General features: G+C 36.2%; 18 protein-coding genes and 2 pseudogenes. 6 read left to right on the plus strand and 14 right to left on the minus strand.

Going from position 1 to position 18,472, the window contains the following annotated elements; all coding sequences use genetic code 11:
• The first annotated feature begins 45 nt into the window (after window positions 1–45).
• The 4 genes and pseudogenes from BMW36_RS14820 to BMW36_RS14835 form a co-directional block, all read left to right on the plus strand.
• Complete coding sequence (locus tag BMW36_RS14820) at window positions 46–1,248, plus strand: helix-turn-helix domain-containing protein (protein WP_089742495.1); 1,203 nt, start codon at window positions 46–48, stop codon at window positions 1,246–1,248.
• A gap of 237 nt (window positions 1,249–1,485) precedes the next feature.
• Window positions 1,486–1,746 (plus strand): hypothetical protein, encoded by a 261-nt coding sequence (locus BMW36_RS14825; RefSeq protein ID WP_089742497.1) that lies wholly within the window; start codon window positions 1,486–1,488, stop codon window positions 1,744–1,746.
• A 173-nt stretch (window positions 1,747–1,919) separates the two neighbouring features.
• Window positions 1,920–2,333: pseudogene (locus BMW36_RS14830) on the plus strand (MFS transporter); the annotation flags it as partial.
• A 481-nt stretch (window positions 2,334–2,814) separates the two neighbouring features.
• Window positions 2,815–2,916: pseudogene (locus tag BMW36_RS14835) on the plus strand (DUF4256 domain-containing protein); the annotation flags it as partial.
• A gap of 94 nt (window positions 2,917–3,010) precedes the next feature.
• Here BMW36_RS14835 and BMW36_RS14840 read toward each other — a convergent pair.
• Complete coding sequence (locus BMW36_RS14840) at window positions 3,011–5,056, minus strand: methyl-accepting chemotaxis protein (RefSeq protein ID WP_089742502.1); 2,046 nt, start codon at window positions 5,054–5,056, stop codon at window positions 3,011–3,013.
• Window positions 5,057–5,419: 363 nt separating this feature from the next.
• On the opposite strand from BMW36_RS14840, the gene BMW36_RS14845 reads away from it, so the two are divergent.
• Window positions 5,420–6,589: a GGDEF domain-containing protein gene (locus tag BMW36_RS14845; RefSeq protein ID WP_175480483.1), complete on the plus strand. Its 1,170-nt coding sequence runs from the start codon at window positions 5,420–5,422 to the stop codon at window positions 6,587–6,589.
• Between the two features lie 190 nt (window positions 6,590–6,779).
• On the opposite strand, the gene BMW36_RS14850 is transcribed toward BMW36_RS14845, so the two are convergent.
• From BMW36_RS14850 to BMW36_RS14915, 13 genes are all read right to left on the minus strand, one after another.
• Window positions 6,780–7,400: a hypothetical protein gene (locus BMW36_RS14850; RefSeq protein ID WP_089742506.1), complete on the minus strand. Its 621-nt coding sequence runs from the start codon at window positions 7,398–7,400 to the stop codon at window positions 6,780–6,782.
• A gap of 52 nt (window positions 7,401–7,452) precedes the next feature.
• The gene (locus tag BMW36_RS14855) at window positions 7,453–8,829 is read right to left on the minus strand and encodes a vWA domain-containing protein (protein ID WP_089742508.1); all 1,377 of its coding nucleotides are present in this window, start codon (window positions 8,827–8,829) and stop codon (window positions 7,453–7,455) included.
• A 499-nt stretch (window positions 8,830–9,328) separates the two neighbouring features.
• Window positions 9,329–9,574: a hypothetical protein gene (locus BMW36_RS14860; RefSeq protein ID WP_089742511.1), complete on the minus strand. Its 246-nt coding sequence runs from the start codon at window positions 9,572–9,574 to the stop codon at window positions 9,329–9,331.
• Between the two features lie 99 nt (window positions 9,575–9,673).
• Window positions 9,674–9,955, minus strand: coding sequence for a hypothetical protein (locus BMW36_RS14865; protein ID WP_089742513.1), 282 nt, complete (start codon window positions 9,953–9,955; stop codon window positions 9,674–9,676).
• A 177-nt stretch (window positions 9,956–10,132) separates the two neighbouring features.
• Window positions 10,133–10,468, minus strand: a complete 336-nt coding sequence (locus tag BMW36_RS14870) for a hypothetical protein (protein ID WP_139180328.1) — start codon at window positions 10,466–10,468, stop codon at window positions 10,133–10,135.
• 428 nt (window positions 10,469–10,896) lie between these two features.
• On the minus strand, window positions 10,897–11,109 hold the full coding sequence (locus BMW36_RS14880) for a hypothetical protein (protein WP_089742518.1): 213 nt from the start codon (window positions 11,107–11,109) through the stop codon (window positions 10,897–10,899).
• Between the two features lie 61 nt (window positions 11,110–11,170).
• Complete coding sequence (locus BMW36_RS14885; RefSeq protein WP_089742520.1) at window positions 11,171–11,452, minus strand: hypothetical protein; 282 nt, start codon at window positions 11,450–11,452, stop codon at window positions 11,171–11,173.
• Between the two features lie 96 nt (window positions 11,453–11,548).
• On the minus strand, window positions 11,549–11,830 hold the full coding sequence (locus BMW36_RS14890) for a hypothetical protein (RefSeq protein WP_089742522.1): 282 nt from the start codon (window positions 11,828–11,830) through the stop codon (window positions 11,549–11,551).
• Window positions 11,831–12,402: 572 nt separating this feature from the next.
• Window positions 12,403–12,750 (minus strand): bacillithiol system redox-active protein YtxJ, encoded by a 348-nt coding sequence (gene ytxJ / locus BMW36_RS14895; RefSeq protein ID WP_089742524.1) that lies wholly within the window; start codon window positions 12,748–12,750, stop codon window positions 12,403–12,405.
• 23 nt (window positions 12,751–12,773) lie between these two features.
• Window positions 12,774–12,941: a glycine zipper domain-containing protein gene (locus BMW36_RS14900; protein ID WP_245711705.1), complete on the minus strand. Its 168-nt coding sequence runs from the start codon at window positions 12,939–12,941 to the stop codon at window positions 12,774–12,776.
• Between the two features lie 164 nt (window positions 12,942–13,105).
• Window positions 13,106–13,822 (minus strand): class I SAM-dependent methyltransferase, encoded by a 717-nt coding sequence (locus BMW36_RS14905; protein ID WP_089742528.1) that lies wholly within the window; start codon window positions 13,820–13,822, stop codon window positions 13,106–13,108.
• Between the two features lie 261 nt (window positions 13,823–14,083).
• The gene (locus BMW36_RS14910) at window positions 14,084–14,554 is read right to left on the minus strand and encodes a FixH family protein (protein ID WP_089742530.1); all 471 of its coding nucleotides are present in this window, start codon (window positions 14,552–14,554) and stop codon (window positions 14,084–14,086) included.
• A gap of 27 nt (window positions 14,555–14,581) precedes the next feature.
• Entirely contained in the window at window positions 14,582–15,943 is a 1,362-nt protein-coding gene (locus tag BMW36_RS14915; RefSeq protein WP_089742532.1) for a PepSY-associated TM helix domain-containing protein, read from the minus strand.
• A gap of 245 nt (window positions 15,944–16,188) precedes the next feature.
• On the opposite strand from BMW36_RS14915, the gene BMW36_RS14920 reads away from it, so the two are divergent.
• A complete protein-coding gene (locus BMW36_RS14920; RefSeq protein ID WP_175480484.1) occupies window positions 16,189–17,892 on the plus strand; it encodes a DUF2207 domain-containing protein in 1,704 nt (567 codons plus the stop codon).
• The last annotated feature ends 580 nt before the right edge of the window (window positions 17,893–18,472 follow it).

Consider the following 18,472-nt stretch of genomic DNA (forward strand, 5'->3'; position numbering starts at 1 on the left):
TATCGTTTTGATAAGACGTTATTGCTGGAACAGGGGGAGTTACTTTTGGAAACGAATACTATCATCACTACAGCATTGAAGATTCATCACATTACCGATTTGAATACATATATTCTGACATCAGATAATGAGCTGGTTTTTTCCCGGGAAATGATAGAACTTCCTTCTTTTATGCCTGGGGGAAATCACGAGGATCTTTTTCAGATTTGCGAGAGGGTTGCTCCCCTTAACAGTCGATTGTTTATTTATCACAATGAATGGAACTTGCAGTATTTAGTTCATCCTTTTACCCTTGATCAACCTTACCTTGTTGTCATTGGACCATATTTGAGTTTGACTCCTGATGTTTATCATTTAATGAGAAAATATAAGCTGACTAATCAGGAAAGCAATCATTTAAGGCAAATGCTTAACCAGATCCAGGTGTTAAGTGAGGATAAAGTCAGCAGTTATTCCGCTGTTCTGCAGATGTTCGAGCAATTATTTCATACGGAAAACAACCCGATGAGAATAGAGGCGGTACAGGACGACAAGGCAAACAAGAAGACGGCAAGCAAGCAGACTTTTAACGAAGACGGGGAACTGATCAAGTTACGATACAAGCTGGAATTGGAGTTGACTCACACGATCGAACAGGGAGATAAGAAGAAAGCGAAGAAAATGCATCAATCCAATGAAGGGTTATTTTCTTTTACCGAACGGTTGCCTAATCAGCCGTTAAGAAGGCTGAAGAACAACTTGGTTATCTTTAATACGTTATTAAGGTCAGCGGCAGGCCGCAGGAAAGTTCCGGTTATATTAATTCATCGTATTTCGGAAAAATTTGCTTTTCAAATCGAGAATACCAACCAGTTATATAAACTGCAGGATATACAGGAGAACATGATTGAGGAATACTGTGATCTGATCCATGCTAATTCCTTGAACGAGTATTCGAACCTGACCAAAACAGTGATTGAATATCTGATGCTTTTCTATAATAAAAAGATCGATCATGCCGAATTAGCTGACCTTTGCTTCACACATCCGAGCCACTTAGCCCGAAAGTTCAAACAGGAAACAAACAGGACGATTACTGCCTACCAGCAGATGCTCCGAATGAATGAGGCGAAGTTTTTGCTGAAAAATGAGAGGATATCCATTGAAGAAATTGCCTGGCTTGTTGGTTATGAGGATTCTTCCTATTTCGCACGGGTGTTTAAAAAGGAAGTTGGCTGCAGCCCTACTCAGTACAGGGAGGAACCTTAGGAAAAAAGCTAAAATCATTTAGAACTCAAATAAAATAGCATAGCATATCCCATGGCTTTTTTAGCCTTGTGATTAACACACAAGACAACCGGGAAATGCTAGCAAGTTGCTAATTATTGTGATTTCCACCTCCACATATCTATATTCTATGTTGGTAAGAGTATATTTTCCATTATATGATATAAGTAAAGAGTGATGGTATAATAAGAGTATAAAACATTAGGGGCGGTGAAAGTTATGAAGTGGGCGGAGGTTAGACAATTGTATCCGAATCAATTTGTCAAAGTAAAAGCGTTATCGTCTCATATTGAAAATGACCAAGAGTTTATTGAAGAAGTTGCGGTAATAAAACCTGTACCCGACGAACTAGCAACAAAGGAATTGTTAAAATCAAAAGGTGATGAATTAGTATATCATACAGCTCATGAAAACATCATACTTGAAGTTCGGCAAGATGTTGGTTTAAGGAGATTCGACTATAATGAAAATCAAATATAAGTATGGTTTGCTTTTAGCAGACATTACCTTAACATTTAACGGTAAAAATAAAGTGATTGAGAATATGGTAATAGATACAGGAGCAGCCAAAATGTCAGCTTAGTAGATACATAATCCAGCTCTTAGGGCGGAGCTGATCATCTCGGCTTCTTAATGTCGTCTCTTTAGGTGTAGGGACATTAACTGGTGTAATAATAATTGGAATGCTGAGAAACATAAAATCCAGAGGTTCAGCTGTTATGATTATTGCTATACTTTTGGGGGTTTTCTGGTCCTTTGTTGGGTGGGCTCCTGAATATTTATACCTTACAGCTCTCTTTTTGTTTTTCAGTGGAATTTTTGTGGGGATGATAAACGTACTAGCAGTTACATTAGTTCAAGTGCATTCTCCTCCAGAAGCAATTGGAAGGGTAATGAGTCTGCAACTATTAGGTTCTACAGGAATCCAGCCTATAACATTTTTAGTGGTAGGATGGTTGTTAGAAATTATCTCGCCAACTCTTTTATTCCTTTTAAGCGGAATTTTACTTATTGTTACTGCAGTAATTAGTTTATTCTTCAAAGATATTCGCGCATCTGATAAATGAATGGAGCACACCAGCAAGAGGTTGTTATTGCAATTAGAAAATGCCAAGAAACCGTGGCAAACAGCTATTTTGGAAAAGAGTATAATTGGAAGAAACATATAAGATACTAATCTCCTAATAGAATTTAATAAATTCTACTCTATTTGGTGTTCAAGTTTTGTTCAATCTCTGTAAAGATATGTTCACCACAGTTCTAGACCCTGAGAATTTACATGCTTCTTTCATGCCCTATAATTAACAAAACCCTCTAGTCCTTTAAGGAATAGAGGGTAAGTATCTGTTGAGACTCTCTTTGACTCATCATACTAAACCCGTTAATTTTCACATCAATAACTCACAGATTAGTATAGAAATATTATCATCTTACTCAAAGATTAAATTAAAAATTTAAACTGAGGAATTCGCCGATTGAGGAATAAATCATCACTTCCTTTCCCATCTTCCCCATTCCATACGGAAAAAAACAAGAAAACTAGGCTGAGCACTCTTTTATGACCGTCGTTCCGACACCGTTTTTGTCTATCATAACGGAGCCGTTTCCTATTATTCCACCAGAGAGTTTCGTGGATTATTAAAGGCCTAAAATGGCGCATTGTGCTGGTTAGCAGTACAGTGATTAGCTAAAAAATAATTAAAACACCACCCTAAATTAATCCTATTCAGGTGGTGTTTTCAAATTATATTTTAAATTTCGCCATTTCTTCCTGTAATTCTTGAGCCATTACAGATAATGATTCTGCAGCTCTGGCAATTTCAGCCATCATAGATACTTGTTCCTCTGTTGTAGCTGATACATTTACGGCATGGTTACTAGTGTTACTAGAATAATCTTGTACCTCTGCTGATAAGTCATGAACAGATTTCATTTCGCTTAAGTTAGTAGTCATGTCGTTAGTTAACTCATTCATTTTTGAAGATAAGCTATAAATAGAAGCAGTGATACTTTCAAAGGATTTACCTGAAGTTTCCACTGATTGAATGCCCTCTGTAGCAATATGTTGACTTTGTTCCATCATTGTAACAGATTGTGAGACTACCTGTTGTATATCATTTGTCATATCATTAATCTCTTTGGAAGCTTGTCCTGTCTGCTCTGCTAACTTTCGGACTTCTTCTGCAACTACTGAAAAACCTTTACCAGATTCTCCTGCTCTAGCCGCTTCAATTGCTGCATTAAGTGCAAGTAAGTTTGTTTGTTCTGTAATATCAGTAATTAATTTCGCCATTTCTCCAATTTTATCAGATTTTTTATCCAGTTCATAAATTTTTTGAGAGGAAGCTCTAATTTGTTGTTCCAATTCCCGTATTGTATCTACAACCTCTTTAACAATTTTACTACCATCCTCAGCAATATGCGTTGTGTCATCTGCATCTTTATTCATACTTTCAAACGACTTTGCCATCTTTTCTAGACGATGATGCATGTTTGCACTAGATGCTGAAAGCTTGCTTGAAATATCATGTTGAGAGGTAGCATTGTCAGCTACTTCCTGAATAGAGTTCGCAACTTCATCTACAGAGGAGTTAATTTCTTCTGAACTTGCCGAAAGTTGCTCGGAAGTGGATGCAACATGCGATATGTTATCTTCTATACTTTTTAGCATGTTCTGTAATGATTGAACAGAATTATTTAAATAACGACTCATTTGGCCAATTTCGTCTTTTGAGACTGAATTGCTTCTGTTCGTTAAATCTCCTGTAGCCAGTATTTCTAGATGACCGTTTAACTCTTTTGTTGATTTAGATAAAGATCTGCCGATAAAAAAGACTATAAGAACAATTAAGATAATAAGAACTACACTTATGATTATCAATTGCTGTAGTAAATGAGGCAGAGAAGCATATAATTCATCAGTAGGAGCAAACAATAATACCTTCCATCCAACATTAGGCAATGCTTGATAATGTATTTCATATTTTTTACCATTCACTTCTGAAAGCATGTTCCCTTTATCATTCTCTAAAAGACTAGTTACACTTTCCTGTTCATTCATTACTTCTGCCAGTTTAGTGTTTAACACTTCTTCTTTTTCAGGATAGCTGAGCAAATTTCCGTTTTCATCTATAAGTACTGCATAGCCTGTTTCTTCAACTTGTATTGCGGAAATTATTGATTGAATAGAATCTAAAACATAATCACTGGTAATGACACCTTGTTTCTGATTTGAATTATCATAAAATGCTAATGCAGTTGTAATAAATGTCTGATCTAAAGTGTCATCATAATAAGGGGTGGTCCAAATAGGGGATTCAGCTTCTAACCCTGAAATATACCAGTCTATTGACGGATAATCGTAGGAAGGTTCTTCATATTCATCCGTATAGACAAGATTATCACCATCCTTATAAACATAAGGACCAAAATACTCTTCATCCTCGTTATGGCCATATGGCTCATACCAAACTCCTATTCCATAAGAGGCCTCATTTATGGGAAGTAATCCTTTAAAATAACTTTCGAACTGTTCTCTTGTCATGTTACTATCTTGTGATTGCAGCATAGCTTTTGTTGTTAATAAGTTCTGTTCGTGTGTCGTTAATTCCTTCGTTATTTGCTCTGTCGTTTGACTTAACTTAGCATCCATTTGTTCGTTTATCGCCTTATTTAACTCAGCAGAGGCATTTTGGTAACTTAAAAAAGTTAGTATAGTTAAAAATAAAGCGATAAACGGCACGAGGACCATAATCTTCCAAAAAATAGATAAATCATTAAATTTTTTCAAAAAATCCCTACTTTCTAGTTTTTCTAAAGATGTCTACAATAATACTATTTTACCACATTTTAAGTAATACCACAATAAAAAAATAGTTATAAAGAACTATTTACGATTATATGTTGTGCTTTCTTAAAATAATTTTCTCGCAAAACTATTCTTCCTTCGTTTCAAAGTGAAACATGAGAACCATTGCCATGTTTCCAAGTGATAAATAAAGACTTTTAACCATTATATTTGTCTAAACACGCCTTGTTTAACTAACATCTGAGTATGGAAAATATGTAGAACAATGTAGAAAAATGTCGATTTATATATAAGTGCTGTGTTATATTAAATAAGCGATAGTGAATGTTAAAAGAGGGACTGCGTATGATCAAATCTATTTTTCTAATTGTATCTATGAATTTTTTAACACTATTTCTTTTTTATCAAATATATTTTAAATTTTTTAGCCAGTTAAAAACCAAAGCATTGAAGCACATTATCTTGGGTGTGGGATTTGGTCTTGTTCAATACATTTTTTATCAGTTTCCGATCACGGTCTCAATATCTGATGGACCTGTATTTTTTGGCGGTACTACCTTTATAACTGCAGCGGTTTACGGCGGAGGAATAGCTACATTCATTGCCGCCATAATTGGAAATATGTTGAGGATAAACAAATTGGAGTTGGATACGAGACCTCCTGGGTTTCAGAGGAGTGATCCGTTTCAGTCATTTGATGGGAGTAATTTAACCTACACGGAACTAGATAAAGGTATGGAACAAATAATCAATCACCAGATGAATGAAATGCTGTTATTTGCTGTATTAGTAGCAATATCTTTTAAATTTTTAAAATGGAAACCTTGGAAAATATGGTTATTACTTAATTTGCTTTTTCAGTTAATGTTGGTAATTTTGCAGGATGAAGACATTACTTTTTCTCTAATTCGTGCATTTATAGAGATTGGTGGAGGAGCTTTACTTTTCTATTTTATATCTTATATGTACAAATCCCATCATTTACAGAAGAAGCTGGAGCATAATGCATATACAGATAGTTTAACAGGAACTTTCAACGTTCGTTATTTTAAAGAGAACTTTCAAAAGTTATTTCAAAAGGCACAAAAAAAGCAAATGACGCTCGTTTTATGTATTCTGGATATAGATTACTTTAAACGAATTAATGATACATACGGTCATCTTATAGGGGACAAAATATTGGAAGAATTGGCCAATAAGTTGGAAGAATCTTTTTCTAAAGATGGAATTGTATCTCGTAATGGTGGAGAAGAATTCACTATTCTTATGAGCAAGTCAGACTATCATACTATCCAAAGTCAAGTTGAATCCTTTCACGAAGAGATTGAGCATTATGAATTTCTATCTGCTCAAGATGTTGGACCTATCCATATCACGATATCAATGGGAATAGTTTTGTATGATGAAAGTATACACACTACGGAGGAGATGTATGATTTGGCTGATAAAGCGTTATATACTGCCAAGGAGCGAGGTAGAAATCAAGCTTGCTATGCTGATATGGTATTAAATTAACTTAGTCAGGGTCAGGCAGCTATTCAGAGGAAATTATACAGTTTCAAGAGATCGATTGGATATGGTTAGTGAATAGCCCTTTAGGGGACGGTTCATATTTATGAAAGAAAAATAACCACTCGCTGTGTGGTTATTTTTCTGAATGAAACGACAGAAATAATAGATTCTCCTACATAATATAACTGCCACCTTACATAACGACAAAAGCAATATTCGGCAGGATGAAAAAGACTCCATTAATAGCCAGACCCCAGATGGTGAATTTCTTATACATTCTCTTTTGAAAGATCCCGCCAATCCCAAGGCCAAAGCCTAATAAGCTTAATAATAGCACAACAAATGCAATATCTGTTGCAACGGTATAGTCACCAATTAGCATTACAAATATAATAGCAAGAAACAGCTGAATCATAGCTATAGCAAACGAAATCATTCCAATAACCGAGTATTCTTTCTCTTTTGTGGTCTCCGGGTTCTTGTGATAGCTAAAAGATGCCCTCATCCCTTTAATATATATATAACCAAATAGAATAGCTACAAAAATACCCGCTGCCCCTGCCATTGATATCGTAACAATTTGAGCGATGATAAAATAAATGACCAGCATAACACCTGCCACTCTGCTCCTCATCTTCACACCTACCGCTAAACAGCCAAAAATGGCAGCATCAATATAAGAGTAAGCCGATAGACCAAGAAGATCTTTATCTAACCAAAGCAAAACGGTAATAACAATAGCCATAAAGCCTGCCTGGAAAAAGGCCACTCCACTCGCATTATTCATCGCCTTCATTGCTTGTTCATTGTCCATTTTCCCATCTCCTTCAAACATTCGAGTGCAGCAGGCCTGAAAATAAAAACAATTAATTGTTTGCTGCTTGCTCTCTCATTTCATCCAGCAGCTCTTTTGTTTTTTCTTTTTCTTCTGCAACCTTGTCTTTAAGTGATTGTTTCTTCTCATCATTCAATTGGTCAATTTTCTCTAATCGTTCTTCAAGTAAATTCATTACTTCTTCTGCTGTTTCTTCTGTAATAACTTCTTCCCGCTTTAGACTATTCAACCCATCACGCAACAGCTTATTCTCATCACCGACCACATCTCCAAAGAAAGAGGCAATCGAATCAACTTCTTTATTCTTATGAATCGCATCCCATGTCAGGTCCACACCTTCTGTTGCACGCCACATTGAACGGTCTACAGATTCTCTTGCATTTGTTATATTTTCATTAGCAATCTCAAATATCTCTTTACCTGAATTAACATTCGTAAAAGTACCACCACCAGCTTCTGCCACTTTCTTTAGCTGGACCTGTGCTTCGTTTCCTACGTTAAAACCAATTATATTAACTGCTGTTGCGATGCCTGAATCATGTAATTCCTTGGCAGCTGCAACAGGGTCACCACCACAGGTTTCTTCTCCGTCACTTATGATGTACACAATATTCTCTACATTCTCTCCTGAATCTGACTGCAAATCATTTTTCGCAGCCAAAATAGAACTCGCCAGCGGTGTCCATCCAGCTGGTTCGAATTGACTTAATGCATCTTTGAATGTTTGCTCATCATATGTACTTAATGGATAAACAACATCGGTGCTCTCACATGATATTTTTCTCTTTTCTTCACTTCCATCACCTACATGACCATAAACTCGCAGTAATACCTTCGTTTCTTCCGGCTGATCAGCTACAAATTGCTGCAGTGCTTCCTTCGCTGCTTTCATTTTAACTTCTCCACCAACAGCCGCTCCCATACTTCCACTTGCATCTAATAATAAAGCAATCTGCTTCTCTTTTACTTCTTCTTCATCTGAATCATCACCTTCACCTACAGGCGCATCTGATGCAATAAAAGATGGGTTAAACTCCTCATATTTCTTTAAAGCTTCCGAATAATCCGCCGCTAACCACTGAACAAGGTGGTTATATGTTTCGTTTGCGGTTAAATCCTCCGGTAAATTTTCTATCGCTTGTTTCCATTCTTCACTGTCCATGTCTTCTATTGCAACCAGTTCCCCTGGTCCTTCATTTATCATATCTTCAGGTTCTGTGGCTGCCTCTGGAGCGGTCATCACCTCTACTGCTTCTTCATCTTCCGCTTCGCTATTCACTTCTTCTTCCGGATTGCTCTCCTGATCCTCATTCTCGTTTCCTTTTGCCGAATCATCATTAGAACAGCCGATTACTGCAGCTGCCAGTAAGAGAATGGTTAGAAAAAAGATAATTTGCCGTTTCATCATTTACCTCCTTTAAAAAATAGTAATCTCGTACTTTAAAGTAATAATATGTAAAAAGTAGAGCGAAAAATAAAGCGATACTTTGATTATGGTATTTCACTTGTTCGTTACCATGTTATTTAACCAGCCAGTTTCTCTGAAAAAGTGCGATATCTCTAATAAAGTAAAGAGAATCAGAAGAGAAACGATTGTGTATAGGACAGTCTTAGCATTCATTTTGTTGCCCATCATGGACCTCATCATTCCTAAGAAAGTGATAAAAAATAAAACACCACATACTGAAAAAACAATAGCACGTTAGACTGGATCAGCATCCACTACCATAAAACCTCTTGGCGTATTTTCACCTAGGATAAAAGTAAATCCAAACATTATTAATAAACCAATTACACAGCAAGTTACGGTTAGTTTTTTCCATGTGGCATTGGACAATGTGATCACCATCCGTACTAATTTATCATCTTACACTGGCATTACCAACACAGCAACTTCAATGAAAAATCTAATAAACAAAGCTTCTCATCAGAAGAACAGTGATAACAATTACTACAAAAAACAATATTGTAGATAAGAATGTTTGAATGTTTACTTTTCCATCATTTCGCATAGCTAATTCTGCAATTGGCCAAAAAATAATTGATACAGCGATTAATGCTAATAATTCATATAGAAAGATGGAATCTGTAGGCAATGTTTCCTTAGTGATTATGATTTCACCGTTTAAACGATATCCATACCAATAGAACAATATTAGAATAGAGCCTATACATATTGCAATCGCAACCTACTGCAAGTTAAGCCACGTTTTTACTTTCATTTATACGCTCCTTTACATTTCCTCTATCTATCATAAAAACCTGTCAACAACTCTGGTCATAGCATATGCCGCTATCATAAAGCAGACAGTATACCATAAGGCTTTTAGAACATTTCCTTCTGTTTTTTCTCTATATCTAACGAATATACCGAAGCCACAGCACAAAAAAAGGATCCCAAGTAAAACAATACCTATTGGAGTAGTTTTTACTTCATATGGGTTATCAAAATAAAAAACAACTATTACGCTAAATATTAAAAGACTTATTATCATACTTACTCGGCTCAATTTCCTCCATGTATCTTCGGACATTTATACTCTCTCCTAACTATTTATAAAAACTGTAAAAAGAAGTTTTTAAGCTTAGTAGCACATTAAAGGAAAATGTTTAGTACAATCAACACAATATTTAAACAAATAAAAGCCCAACAGCATCATACATACAACAGTTATAAAGGTTAGCCTGTTAATTGTACTCTCTTTCATATTCTACCTATCCGTAACCATATTATATAACCAGCCAGTTTCTCTAAAAAAGTGTGATATTTCTAATAAAGTAAAGAGAATCAAAAGAGATACGATTGTGTATAGGACAGTCTTAGCATTCATTTTGTTCCCCATCATGGACCTCATTATTCCTAATAGTGTGATAAACCCTAAAATACTAATAATTGGGACCAAAACGGCAAGTAAGACAGGATCAGCATCAACTACCGTAAAACCTCTTGGCGTATTCTCACCTAATATAAAAATACCTCCAAACATTACCAACATTGCAGTTACACCTGAATATACCGTTAGTTTTTTCCATGTTGAATTTGACAAATTGATCACCTTCTATACTAATCTATTCACCGCATACTTCCATGTCATTACCAACGCTATGAATTATGTGAACAACGGCAGCAGTTTTCGTATCTTGTTAAGGTAGTCTCCTATACTAGAGGGATTAGCAATCTTTGAATATACTATATTAAAATGTACAGTAAATATGTTTTTAATATAAAAAGCCAAAACCATCCCCATGTTTCCTCAAAGTACTTTATTCACAATTATGACGACGATGAAAATACCTGCCAAAGCCAATGCAGTATACCAGAATGTTTTTAGAGTTACTCCTTCTGTTTTTTCTCTATACTTAACAAAAAAGACGAAAGCACAACAAAACGTTAATAATCCTATTAAAAATTTCCCTGCAATAGCTCCCCTCATTTTGTCCTACTGTATCGAAAAAGACTCTTTTATTCTAACCTTTAAATATTGATTACCAATGCTTTATTGCGTTCCATAACGACAAAATCAATATTCGGCAGGATGAAAAAAACTCCATGAATAGCCAGACCCCATATGGTGAATTTCTTATTCGTTCTCTTTTGATAGATTCCGCCAACTCCAAGGCCAAAGCCTAATAAACTTAATAATATCGCAACGATTCGCTGCGGGTTATACCACGCCTTTACGGTCATCTGCATGCATCTTTATCTTTCATTTCTCACTGTTTGAGCAATTAAGCCAATATAGTGTTCCCTAGAAAAATCTGTTAACAATTATTGTCATGATGTATGCTGCCACTAGAAAACTAATTACATACCAAACCGCCTTAATGGTGATTCCTCCTGTTTTTTCTCTGTAATTGAAAAGTAAGCCAATTACAGCACTAATAAGGATAATTCCTAAACAAACAATACCTAGAGGACTGGATTTTATCTGATATGGATCTTCGTAGAAAACAGCAAACATTATTCCAATAGTTAAAAAAGCTATTGTACTAGATACTCTTTCTAGGTTTTTCCACATTTTATCAGACATAAATTCTCTCCTGACTATTTATAAAAACTGGATTAATAACTTATCGGCAAAGTGGTTCGTCCCTTTCACCAGTCTAGCTTATGATCTGCATATCTATTAGAAAAACCGGTCAACAATTATCGTCATGATATATGCTGCCACTAGAAAACTGATAACATACCAAAACGTTTTTAAAGTGACTCCTCCCGTTTTTTCTCTGTAATTAACAAATATTCCGAAGACACCGCAAATAAGGGCTGTTCCTGACAAAGCTAAGCCTAATGGACTGGATTTTATTTTATATGGTTCTTCAAAGAAAACAACAACCATTATGCCGACTGTTAAAAGGGCTATCGCAGTAGCTGCTCCCCTTAATTTTCTCCACGTTTTATCAGACATCTAATCTCTCCTAACTATCTATAAAAGCTGTAAAGTGAAGTTTTTAAGCTTAGTAGCGCATTAAAGGAGATAGTATAACCAAAATAGTAGAACAAAAAAAACCAAGTTATAACTGAATACACGTTTCGTTTTTTACTTATGACCTCTATACTAACCCACTTGCCTAATACCTTCCTGCATTACTCTATGAATATACAAAAGGTTCAATAAATTGGCAAATCTGTGGTAATAGTCGTCACTCATGATAGTTTAGACATTTGAATGAATCTATAACCAGAATAAGGAATTTAAATAGTGACAAATTCCTCCCTTGTGGTGTAAAGCCCTAAACCTTCTAGTGATCCTTGGTTTTTCAAGGGACCTTTTCACCATTTTTTCAAAACTTTTCTTTTATTAGGAAATAATAGACTCAAATAGTTCTCTCCCCCGTTAAGCGTAGGCTGTTTCGCAATATGTTTTATCTGGATAGAGTAAGTAAAATGCGGGTTTCCTTTTGGATGCAAAATTCATAATGGATAAAAAAGAAAGAAAAGTGATGATAATAACACCACAGGGGAGAACTATCACGATCTTTACATAACTTTATAAACCGCTTCCCTTATGCGATGTTCTGTTATTTTCCAGTGAGAGGTGTTCCATACGATTTGTTGTTTATCTATGAGAAATATTTGAGGAGATTTATGAGTAATGTGTGTATCCTTTGCAATCTCATTGGATACGTTTCTGCTTTCAATAACTTTTACCAAATAGCAATCTATTTTCTTTGTTTCGCTCTGCTGGAAAGCTTTTACCTGCTTGAAGGCTCGAGCACTAATCATACAGGAAGTGCTATGTTTATACACTAAGATCGGCGAGTCCATTGAATGTTTCCATACAGTTTGCCAATCTTCAACTGTTGTCAATTCATTGATATTCTCCATTTTATTCCTCCTTGAATTTAATTTTATTTTTCCTGCTGTTGGCTCCGTTTGTCTAAAATAGAACCAAAGATTAAACCGACCACTATACCGATGGCAATACTAACAGCTACCTGATTAACAGCTACTCCTACACTTGTACCGATCGCTACACCAAGAGCAATTCCGAATCCGCGATTTTTTGATCTTCTCATATGATTGTTCTCCTCCATTTTTAGCGTGAATGAAATGACACTTAAATTAAGTACGTTTTATGGAACGTATATGTTTCATATTTCTGCTTCTGGTGCGTACTCTGTTCTGGACAATGTGTACAATCTACTTAATTGAAAGAGCTGATTTAGGAGATATAAAATAATTACTTTTTAACTTTCATCAAACTTGCCCAAAGAAAATTTTCTCCAAATAACTCATTTGGTTGTTCAACTTTCTTCATACTTCTAAACTCTTCAATTGTAAAATCATTTTTAAATATTTCTTTCAATCTTAATTCTGAATATCCAATACCGCCTTTCAAGCTATTTTGTTTGTACACATCCCAATCTGGGGTATCTAAAGCTCCATTGGTGTTAAAACAAACAAGCCCCAGATATCCTCCTTTTTTGAGGGCACTTTTAATTATTTCTAAGTATGTTATACGGCGATGTGGTGCTAGATGATGAAACATTCCACAATCGTAAATTAGATCATAAGAATGCGGCTCAAATTTAAAATCAAACAAAGAAACACAGTGAAACTTAATATTGACACCCTCTTCATCCGCTCTTTCTTTTGCCCAATCAATTGCTTTTTCAGATATATCTAATGCCTCTACGGAACACCCTTGCTTTGCCATATAAATAGCATTTCTCCCGGGTCCAGAACCTAACTCTAAAACCTTGTTAGGAGAAAGTGAATTACTAAAATATTCAACTAAGTTTTCATCAGGTCCTTTCACCTTGAAAAATGGGATATCTTTCGTTCTGTCTTCATAAAAATTCTCCCAAAATTGTTTTGGTTCTCTTAGTGAATCATCTAACATTTCTAATAAATCTTCATAATTCCGTATACTCTTCACTACATAAATCCCTCCCATATGCATTCCAATTATCTACATAATTTTATTTTATAGTAATTTACCCATCCGAGAAAGCCCTTTCAACATTGTCTAAATTTATAATTGTAATCCTTCGCTCTCATCATACAAGAGTGCAACTTGAATGAAATTTAGTAGGTATATAATTTACAAGCCAACCATTTATAATCAACTTATATCAATTATTAAACCATTGTTGAGAAAAATCCCAACAATGGTAGTGCGGAGGTTTCAATATTATATTCAGATTAGCGCAGCATACTAGTGATGGCTTTCCTCCGTCTGGTTTTCCACTTTTGCACCACTTTGTAAAAATTCCAGTTCATTTTCAGAGAGTTCTCCAACAACAAATTGTTTTTGGGGCATGATGAGGGAACCGTTATTGCCAGCATGAACTTTAATATAATACAAGCCGTCCCTATTTATTCTTTTACTTATTTGATAAATTCCATTTCCAATCTCATTAGCCTCTTCCATACCATATTTGATGGAGCCATCCTGTTTCCAGATTTCAAAATGAACAAAATCAGCATCCTCCACTTCCGCACCTTCCTGTTGAAGAATAACTTCAAATGTGGACAGTTCCGTATGTGACAATGTTTCTGGTATGATAATATCGGCAACTAACGGATTTTCCTGTTTGTATCTTTTTTCTACTTCTGGTTCAAGTGAACATGCACTTAATATTGTGGCAGTGAGAACGAGCAATAAAATAACTGCATTTTTTTTCACATGGAAGACTCCTTTAGTATTTGTAAATTATGCATTCAAGAACCTGTTTACAGCAGGAATTCTTTGAACAATGAGCAAGTCCAGTAACCAGACACTAATTACAGACAGTCCAACTAACGGAAAGATAATTCCTAAGCCAATTATTAAAAGGAGTAATGGCCCCTGTTTCTTCAGGCTGGGGGCTTTTGGTGCGCCCATCTCTTTCGTCGGCTTCCGTTTTATCCACATATAAAAACCGGTACAGACTACAAGAATAATACCTAAACAGATTAATAGACTGAGAAATTGATTAACTATTCCAAATTCTGTACCTTTATGCAAGGTTATGCCTAATGCAACAATCTGTGCAACCTTCCCATAATTCTCATAACGGTAGTCTGCCAGAACTGCACCAGAGTACTGGTCAATATGAATCGTTGCTTCATCCTTCACTTTTGGCGGATTGACAGACAATGTATATACCCCGTCTTTTTCGCTTGGGATAGTAATCGTATAGTTTGGGTGCATTCCTTCACGATTAGCAATTTCGACAACATCATCTATAGGTAACGGAATGAAGCCTTGAAGCTTTGAAGTGGGAACATCTAATTTCTCTGCAGCCCACGGGACTTCCGCTATATCTTCTGTTTTAACCGTAGATGAAGGTGCACTTCCTAACCATGTAGAAGGTGGATAACCTAATCCGCTGTTTGTTGCAATTGCCTGAAAATTGTTTCCCCAAAAACCCGACCAGGGTAAGCCTGTGATGATGAGAAAAAACATGCCCGCTGCTATCCAGAATGCCGGCACGGCATGCAGGTCTCTTCGGAGAATTTTATGACCTTTTTTAAACCTCGGAATTAATACACCCATTACATGCGGTTTCTTCTTCGGAAACCATAAATACATTCCTGTTACAATCAGAACAATTGCCCAGCATGCCGCTAACTCAACAATACGATCTCCAACAGTTCCTGCCATTAATTCTCCATGAATCTCCTCAATCTTATTCATGATTCGGTCATCATTATTTAACTCACCAATGAATTCTCCAGTATATGGATCGACAAATACAGTAAGTGTTTCCTCACCTGAAGTGATAGTAACTTCACTCGATCGTGCCGCACTTTCTCCAGGCCGGTATTTTGTTACGGCCGCTCCAGGATATAAATTTTTCACTTCCTGAATTTGTTGGGAGGCAGAGACTTTTTCTCCTTGTGGATTTACTTCATAATATTCCTGATAAAGGGCTTGTTCAATCTGCGGCTTGAATAAATAGATACCACCTGTTACTGCAAGAATTAAAAGAAATGGTGCAAAGATGATTCCAGCATAAAAGTGCCATCTCCATACAGTTTTATATAAAGAGGCCCTCGATTGTTTTGATGATTTTTTTTGAACTTCTTCCATTCAGTGATCTCCTTCAAATAACTTATAATTATTTTCTATTATAGATAATAATTATGTGGAAAATATGAAGGTTTATAATTTTTGTAAGATTTCCCTGTTATTTAATGACCAGAACATGGACAGTGGGTTCGGCTTGACAGGGCTCTCCTTCCTATCGGCTTATCAAATTTAACCGCAGGCCTCCCAATCAATGAAACCTTTTAACTAGTGATATCGTATATAAAATGGAGAGGGGCTTGAATAATATGAAAAAAATCATTCTGATATTTGCCGTTGTCTTTTCATTTTTCATCCTACCTGACGATGTCTTTGCTGTTGATTTTTCTATTACCGACACGAAGATTGATGCATATTTACAGGAAAACGGGGATGTGCAAGTGACAGAGCAGCACATCTATCATTTTGAGAGCGAGTTTAACGGTATTACCCGTTCTCTTATTTCAAAAGAACGCACAAATTTTACAGACTTCCAGGCATTTGAAAATGGCAAGCCATTGGACGTGGAACGGGAAGAAAATGTTTATAAAATTTATCGAAGTGGTTCCAATGAAGAAATTCAGATTGAAATTACCTATAACATAATTAACGGTGTGGATGTTTACACAGACATGGCACAATTTTATTGGCCTTTCTTTGACAGCAATAACAAATCCACCTATCAGAACATGGACATCTTTATCCACCCGCCTCAAGAAACGGAAGATGTACTTGCATTGGGTTACGACGAAGCTTACGCAACATCGAGGACAGGATCAGATGGTGTCGTTCATTTTGCGATGGGCGAAGTAGAAAGCGGGACAAAGGGAGATATTCTTGTTGCTTATGATGCTTCTTTGTTCCCAGCAGCTAATCACCGGAGTGATAAGAAGATTCGTGACAACATTCTGGCAGAGCAGACTGCATTAGCCGAGGAAAGGCAGGCATTCGAGGATAGACAGGGGCTGTTAAATCGCATTTCTCCTTTTATTGTCGGCGGATTATCTATCTACTTGCTGATCCTGTTGTTAATCTCATGGCGGAAAAAGAACAGCAGAATTCTGGAAGTGGAACGCACTTCTTTATCATCCCAAAATCATCTGAATCAGGAGATGAGTTTACCTGCTTCCATTCTTTATATGAAAAACATATCAGTTGGCAGTGAGATCATACCGGCCGCATTATTAGATCTTGTTAGAAAAGGATACGCTAAACGGGATGGCGAAGATACATTTGTGATTGTAGATAAAAATACAGAGTTTTCACATGAGAAGATATTAATTGAATGGTTATTTTATACGATAGGAAAAAATGGTGTGTTTACAACATCCGATCTCTCGGTATACACAAAGGACGAAGCGAACCATTCAGCCTACAGTAGCAATTTTGCTGAATGGACTCAGGCCGTGAAAGAGGAGATTAAACAAAACCATTTAGTTGAAAAAGTGAAAGGAATACGCTGGACAACAGGAATAGTCAGTCTTTTAACCATTCCTCTCATAATCATGTTAGGTGTTCATTCTCTCTTTATGTGGATGTTTTTCACAATCGTTCCAGGTATGGCATTGCTGTTATTCGCGATCATCTATCAGCCGAGAACGGTTCAGGGACACAGAATTAGGAAGCAGTGGATAGAACTGAGCACCAATTATGAGAATATTAGTGAAAAAGAATGGAATGACTGGATGAGTGATGAGCAAATGCGGGCATTTATTTACGCAATTGGTACAGGGAACAAGTCGATGCAGAAAAAATATGAACGTCTTATCAAGAACTTGTCCTCCTCTTCTTCCAGCGAGTATGGCTTGCAAGCAAATGATGTGATCATGTATGCACTTATTGCAAGTACCTTAGCTAACGATTTTAATAAAGCAGATTCTACCATTTCGGCTGCTTCTTCCAGCAGCGGTGGCGGCGTTTCTGGTGGAGGAACAGGCGTTGGTGGCGGTGGTGGAGGCTCTGGTGCTTTTTAATCGATTAATGGCAGGCAGGTTTTTTACGGGGGAATGATCCAGGTGGTTTCCACATTGAAACCGAAAAGTGAACGGAACAGAAAACCGCTTGATTCTGGATTATCAGGCAATTTTGTGGAGATGAAATACTGGCAAAATAACCACCTGAATGCTTAGGCATAGGTGGTTATTTTATTGGTAAGCTCCACTCCATATATAGAAGCTATCTAACAAATAATACAGTTATCAGGATGAGGAAAATAATTCACAGAAAAAGCTTTATAATGATAAAAATACTAAAATTAATATAGATACAGTGAAAGAACAACGGACCTGTGAAAATTGCTAATACCCCAGCAGAAATTGATTAAAGTACTTTCATTGATAACGATGTACTTGCATGTTTTTCAGTCCTAGTATACTCCTTCACTTTGCAGTATACCTTATATTTATTAAAGTAGAGATTTCGTCCTGATGATGAGATCACAACCAAATCTATTGCTCTCTCTCCGTAGATTTCGTCCTGATTGAATAATCACAACCAAATCTCTCCCTCTCACTCCGTAGATTTCGTCCTGATCGAAGAATCACAACCAAATCT

The sequence above is a fragment of the Gracilibacillus ureilyticus genome, from assembly GCF_900111195.1.
GTDB lineage: Bacteria > Bacillota > Bacilli > Bacillales > Amphibacillaceae > Gracilibacillus > Gracilibacillus ureilyticus.

Coding starts and splice junctions, on each gene's coding strand:
- BMW36_RS14825 (WP_089742497.1), top strand. CDS start 1,486: ATGAAGTGGGCGGAGGTTAGACAATTGTATCCGAATCAATTTGTCAAA.
- BMW36_RS14845 (WP_175480483.1), top strand. CDS start 5,420: ATGATCAAATCTATTTTTCTAATTGTATCTATGAATTTTTTAACACTA.
- BMW36_RS14850 (WP_089742506.1), bottom strand. CDS start 7,400: ATGGACAATGAACAAGCAATGAAGGCGATGAATAATGCGAGTGGAGTG.
- BMW36_RS14855 (WP_089742508.1), bottom strand. CDS start 8,829: ATGATGAAACGGCAAATTATCTTTTTTCTAACCATTCTCTTACTGGCA.
- BMW36_RS14865 (WP_089742513.1), bottom strand. CDS start 9,955: ATGTCCGAAGATACATGGAGGAAATTGAGCCGAGTAAGTATGATAATA.
- BMW36_RS14880 (WP_089742518.1), bottom strand. CDS start 11,109: ATGACCGTAAAGGCGTGGTATAACCCGCAGCGAATCGTTGCGATATTA.
- BMW36_RS14885 (WP_089742520.1), bottom strand. CDS start 11,452: ATGTCTGATAAAATGTGGAAAAACCTAGAAAGAGTATCTAGTACAATA.
- BMW36_RS14890 (WP_089742522.1), bottom strand. CDS start 11,830: ATGTCTGATAAAACGTGGAGAAAATTAAGGGGAGCAGCTACTGCGATA.
- ytxJ (WP_089742524.1), bottom strand. CDS start 12,750: ATGGAGAATATCAATGAATTGACAACAGTTGAAGATTGGCAAACTGTA.
- BMW36_RS14900 (WP_245711705.1), bottom strand. CDS start 12,941: ATGAGAAGATCAAAAAATCGCGGATTCGGAATTGCTCTTGGTGTAGCG.
- BMW36_RS14905 (WP_089742528.1), bottom strand. CDS start 13,822: ATGGGAGGGATTTATGTAGTGAAGAGTATACGGAATTATGAAGATTTA.
- BMW36_RS14915 (WP_089742532.1), bottom strand. CDS start 15,943: ATGGAAGAAGTTCAAAAAAAATCATCAAAACAATCGAGGGCCTCTTTA.
- BMW36_RS14920 (WP_175480484.1), top strand. CDS start 16,189: ATGAAAAAAATCATTCTGATATTTGCCGTTGTCTTTTCATTTTTCATC.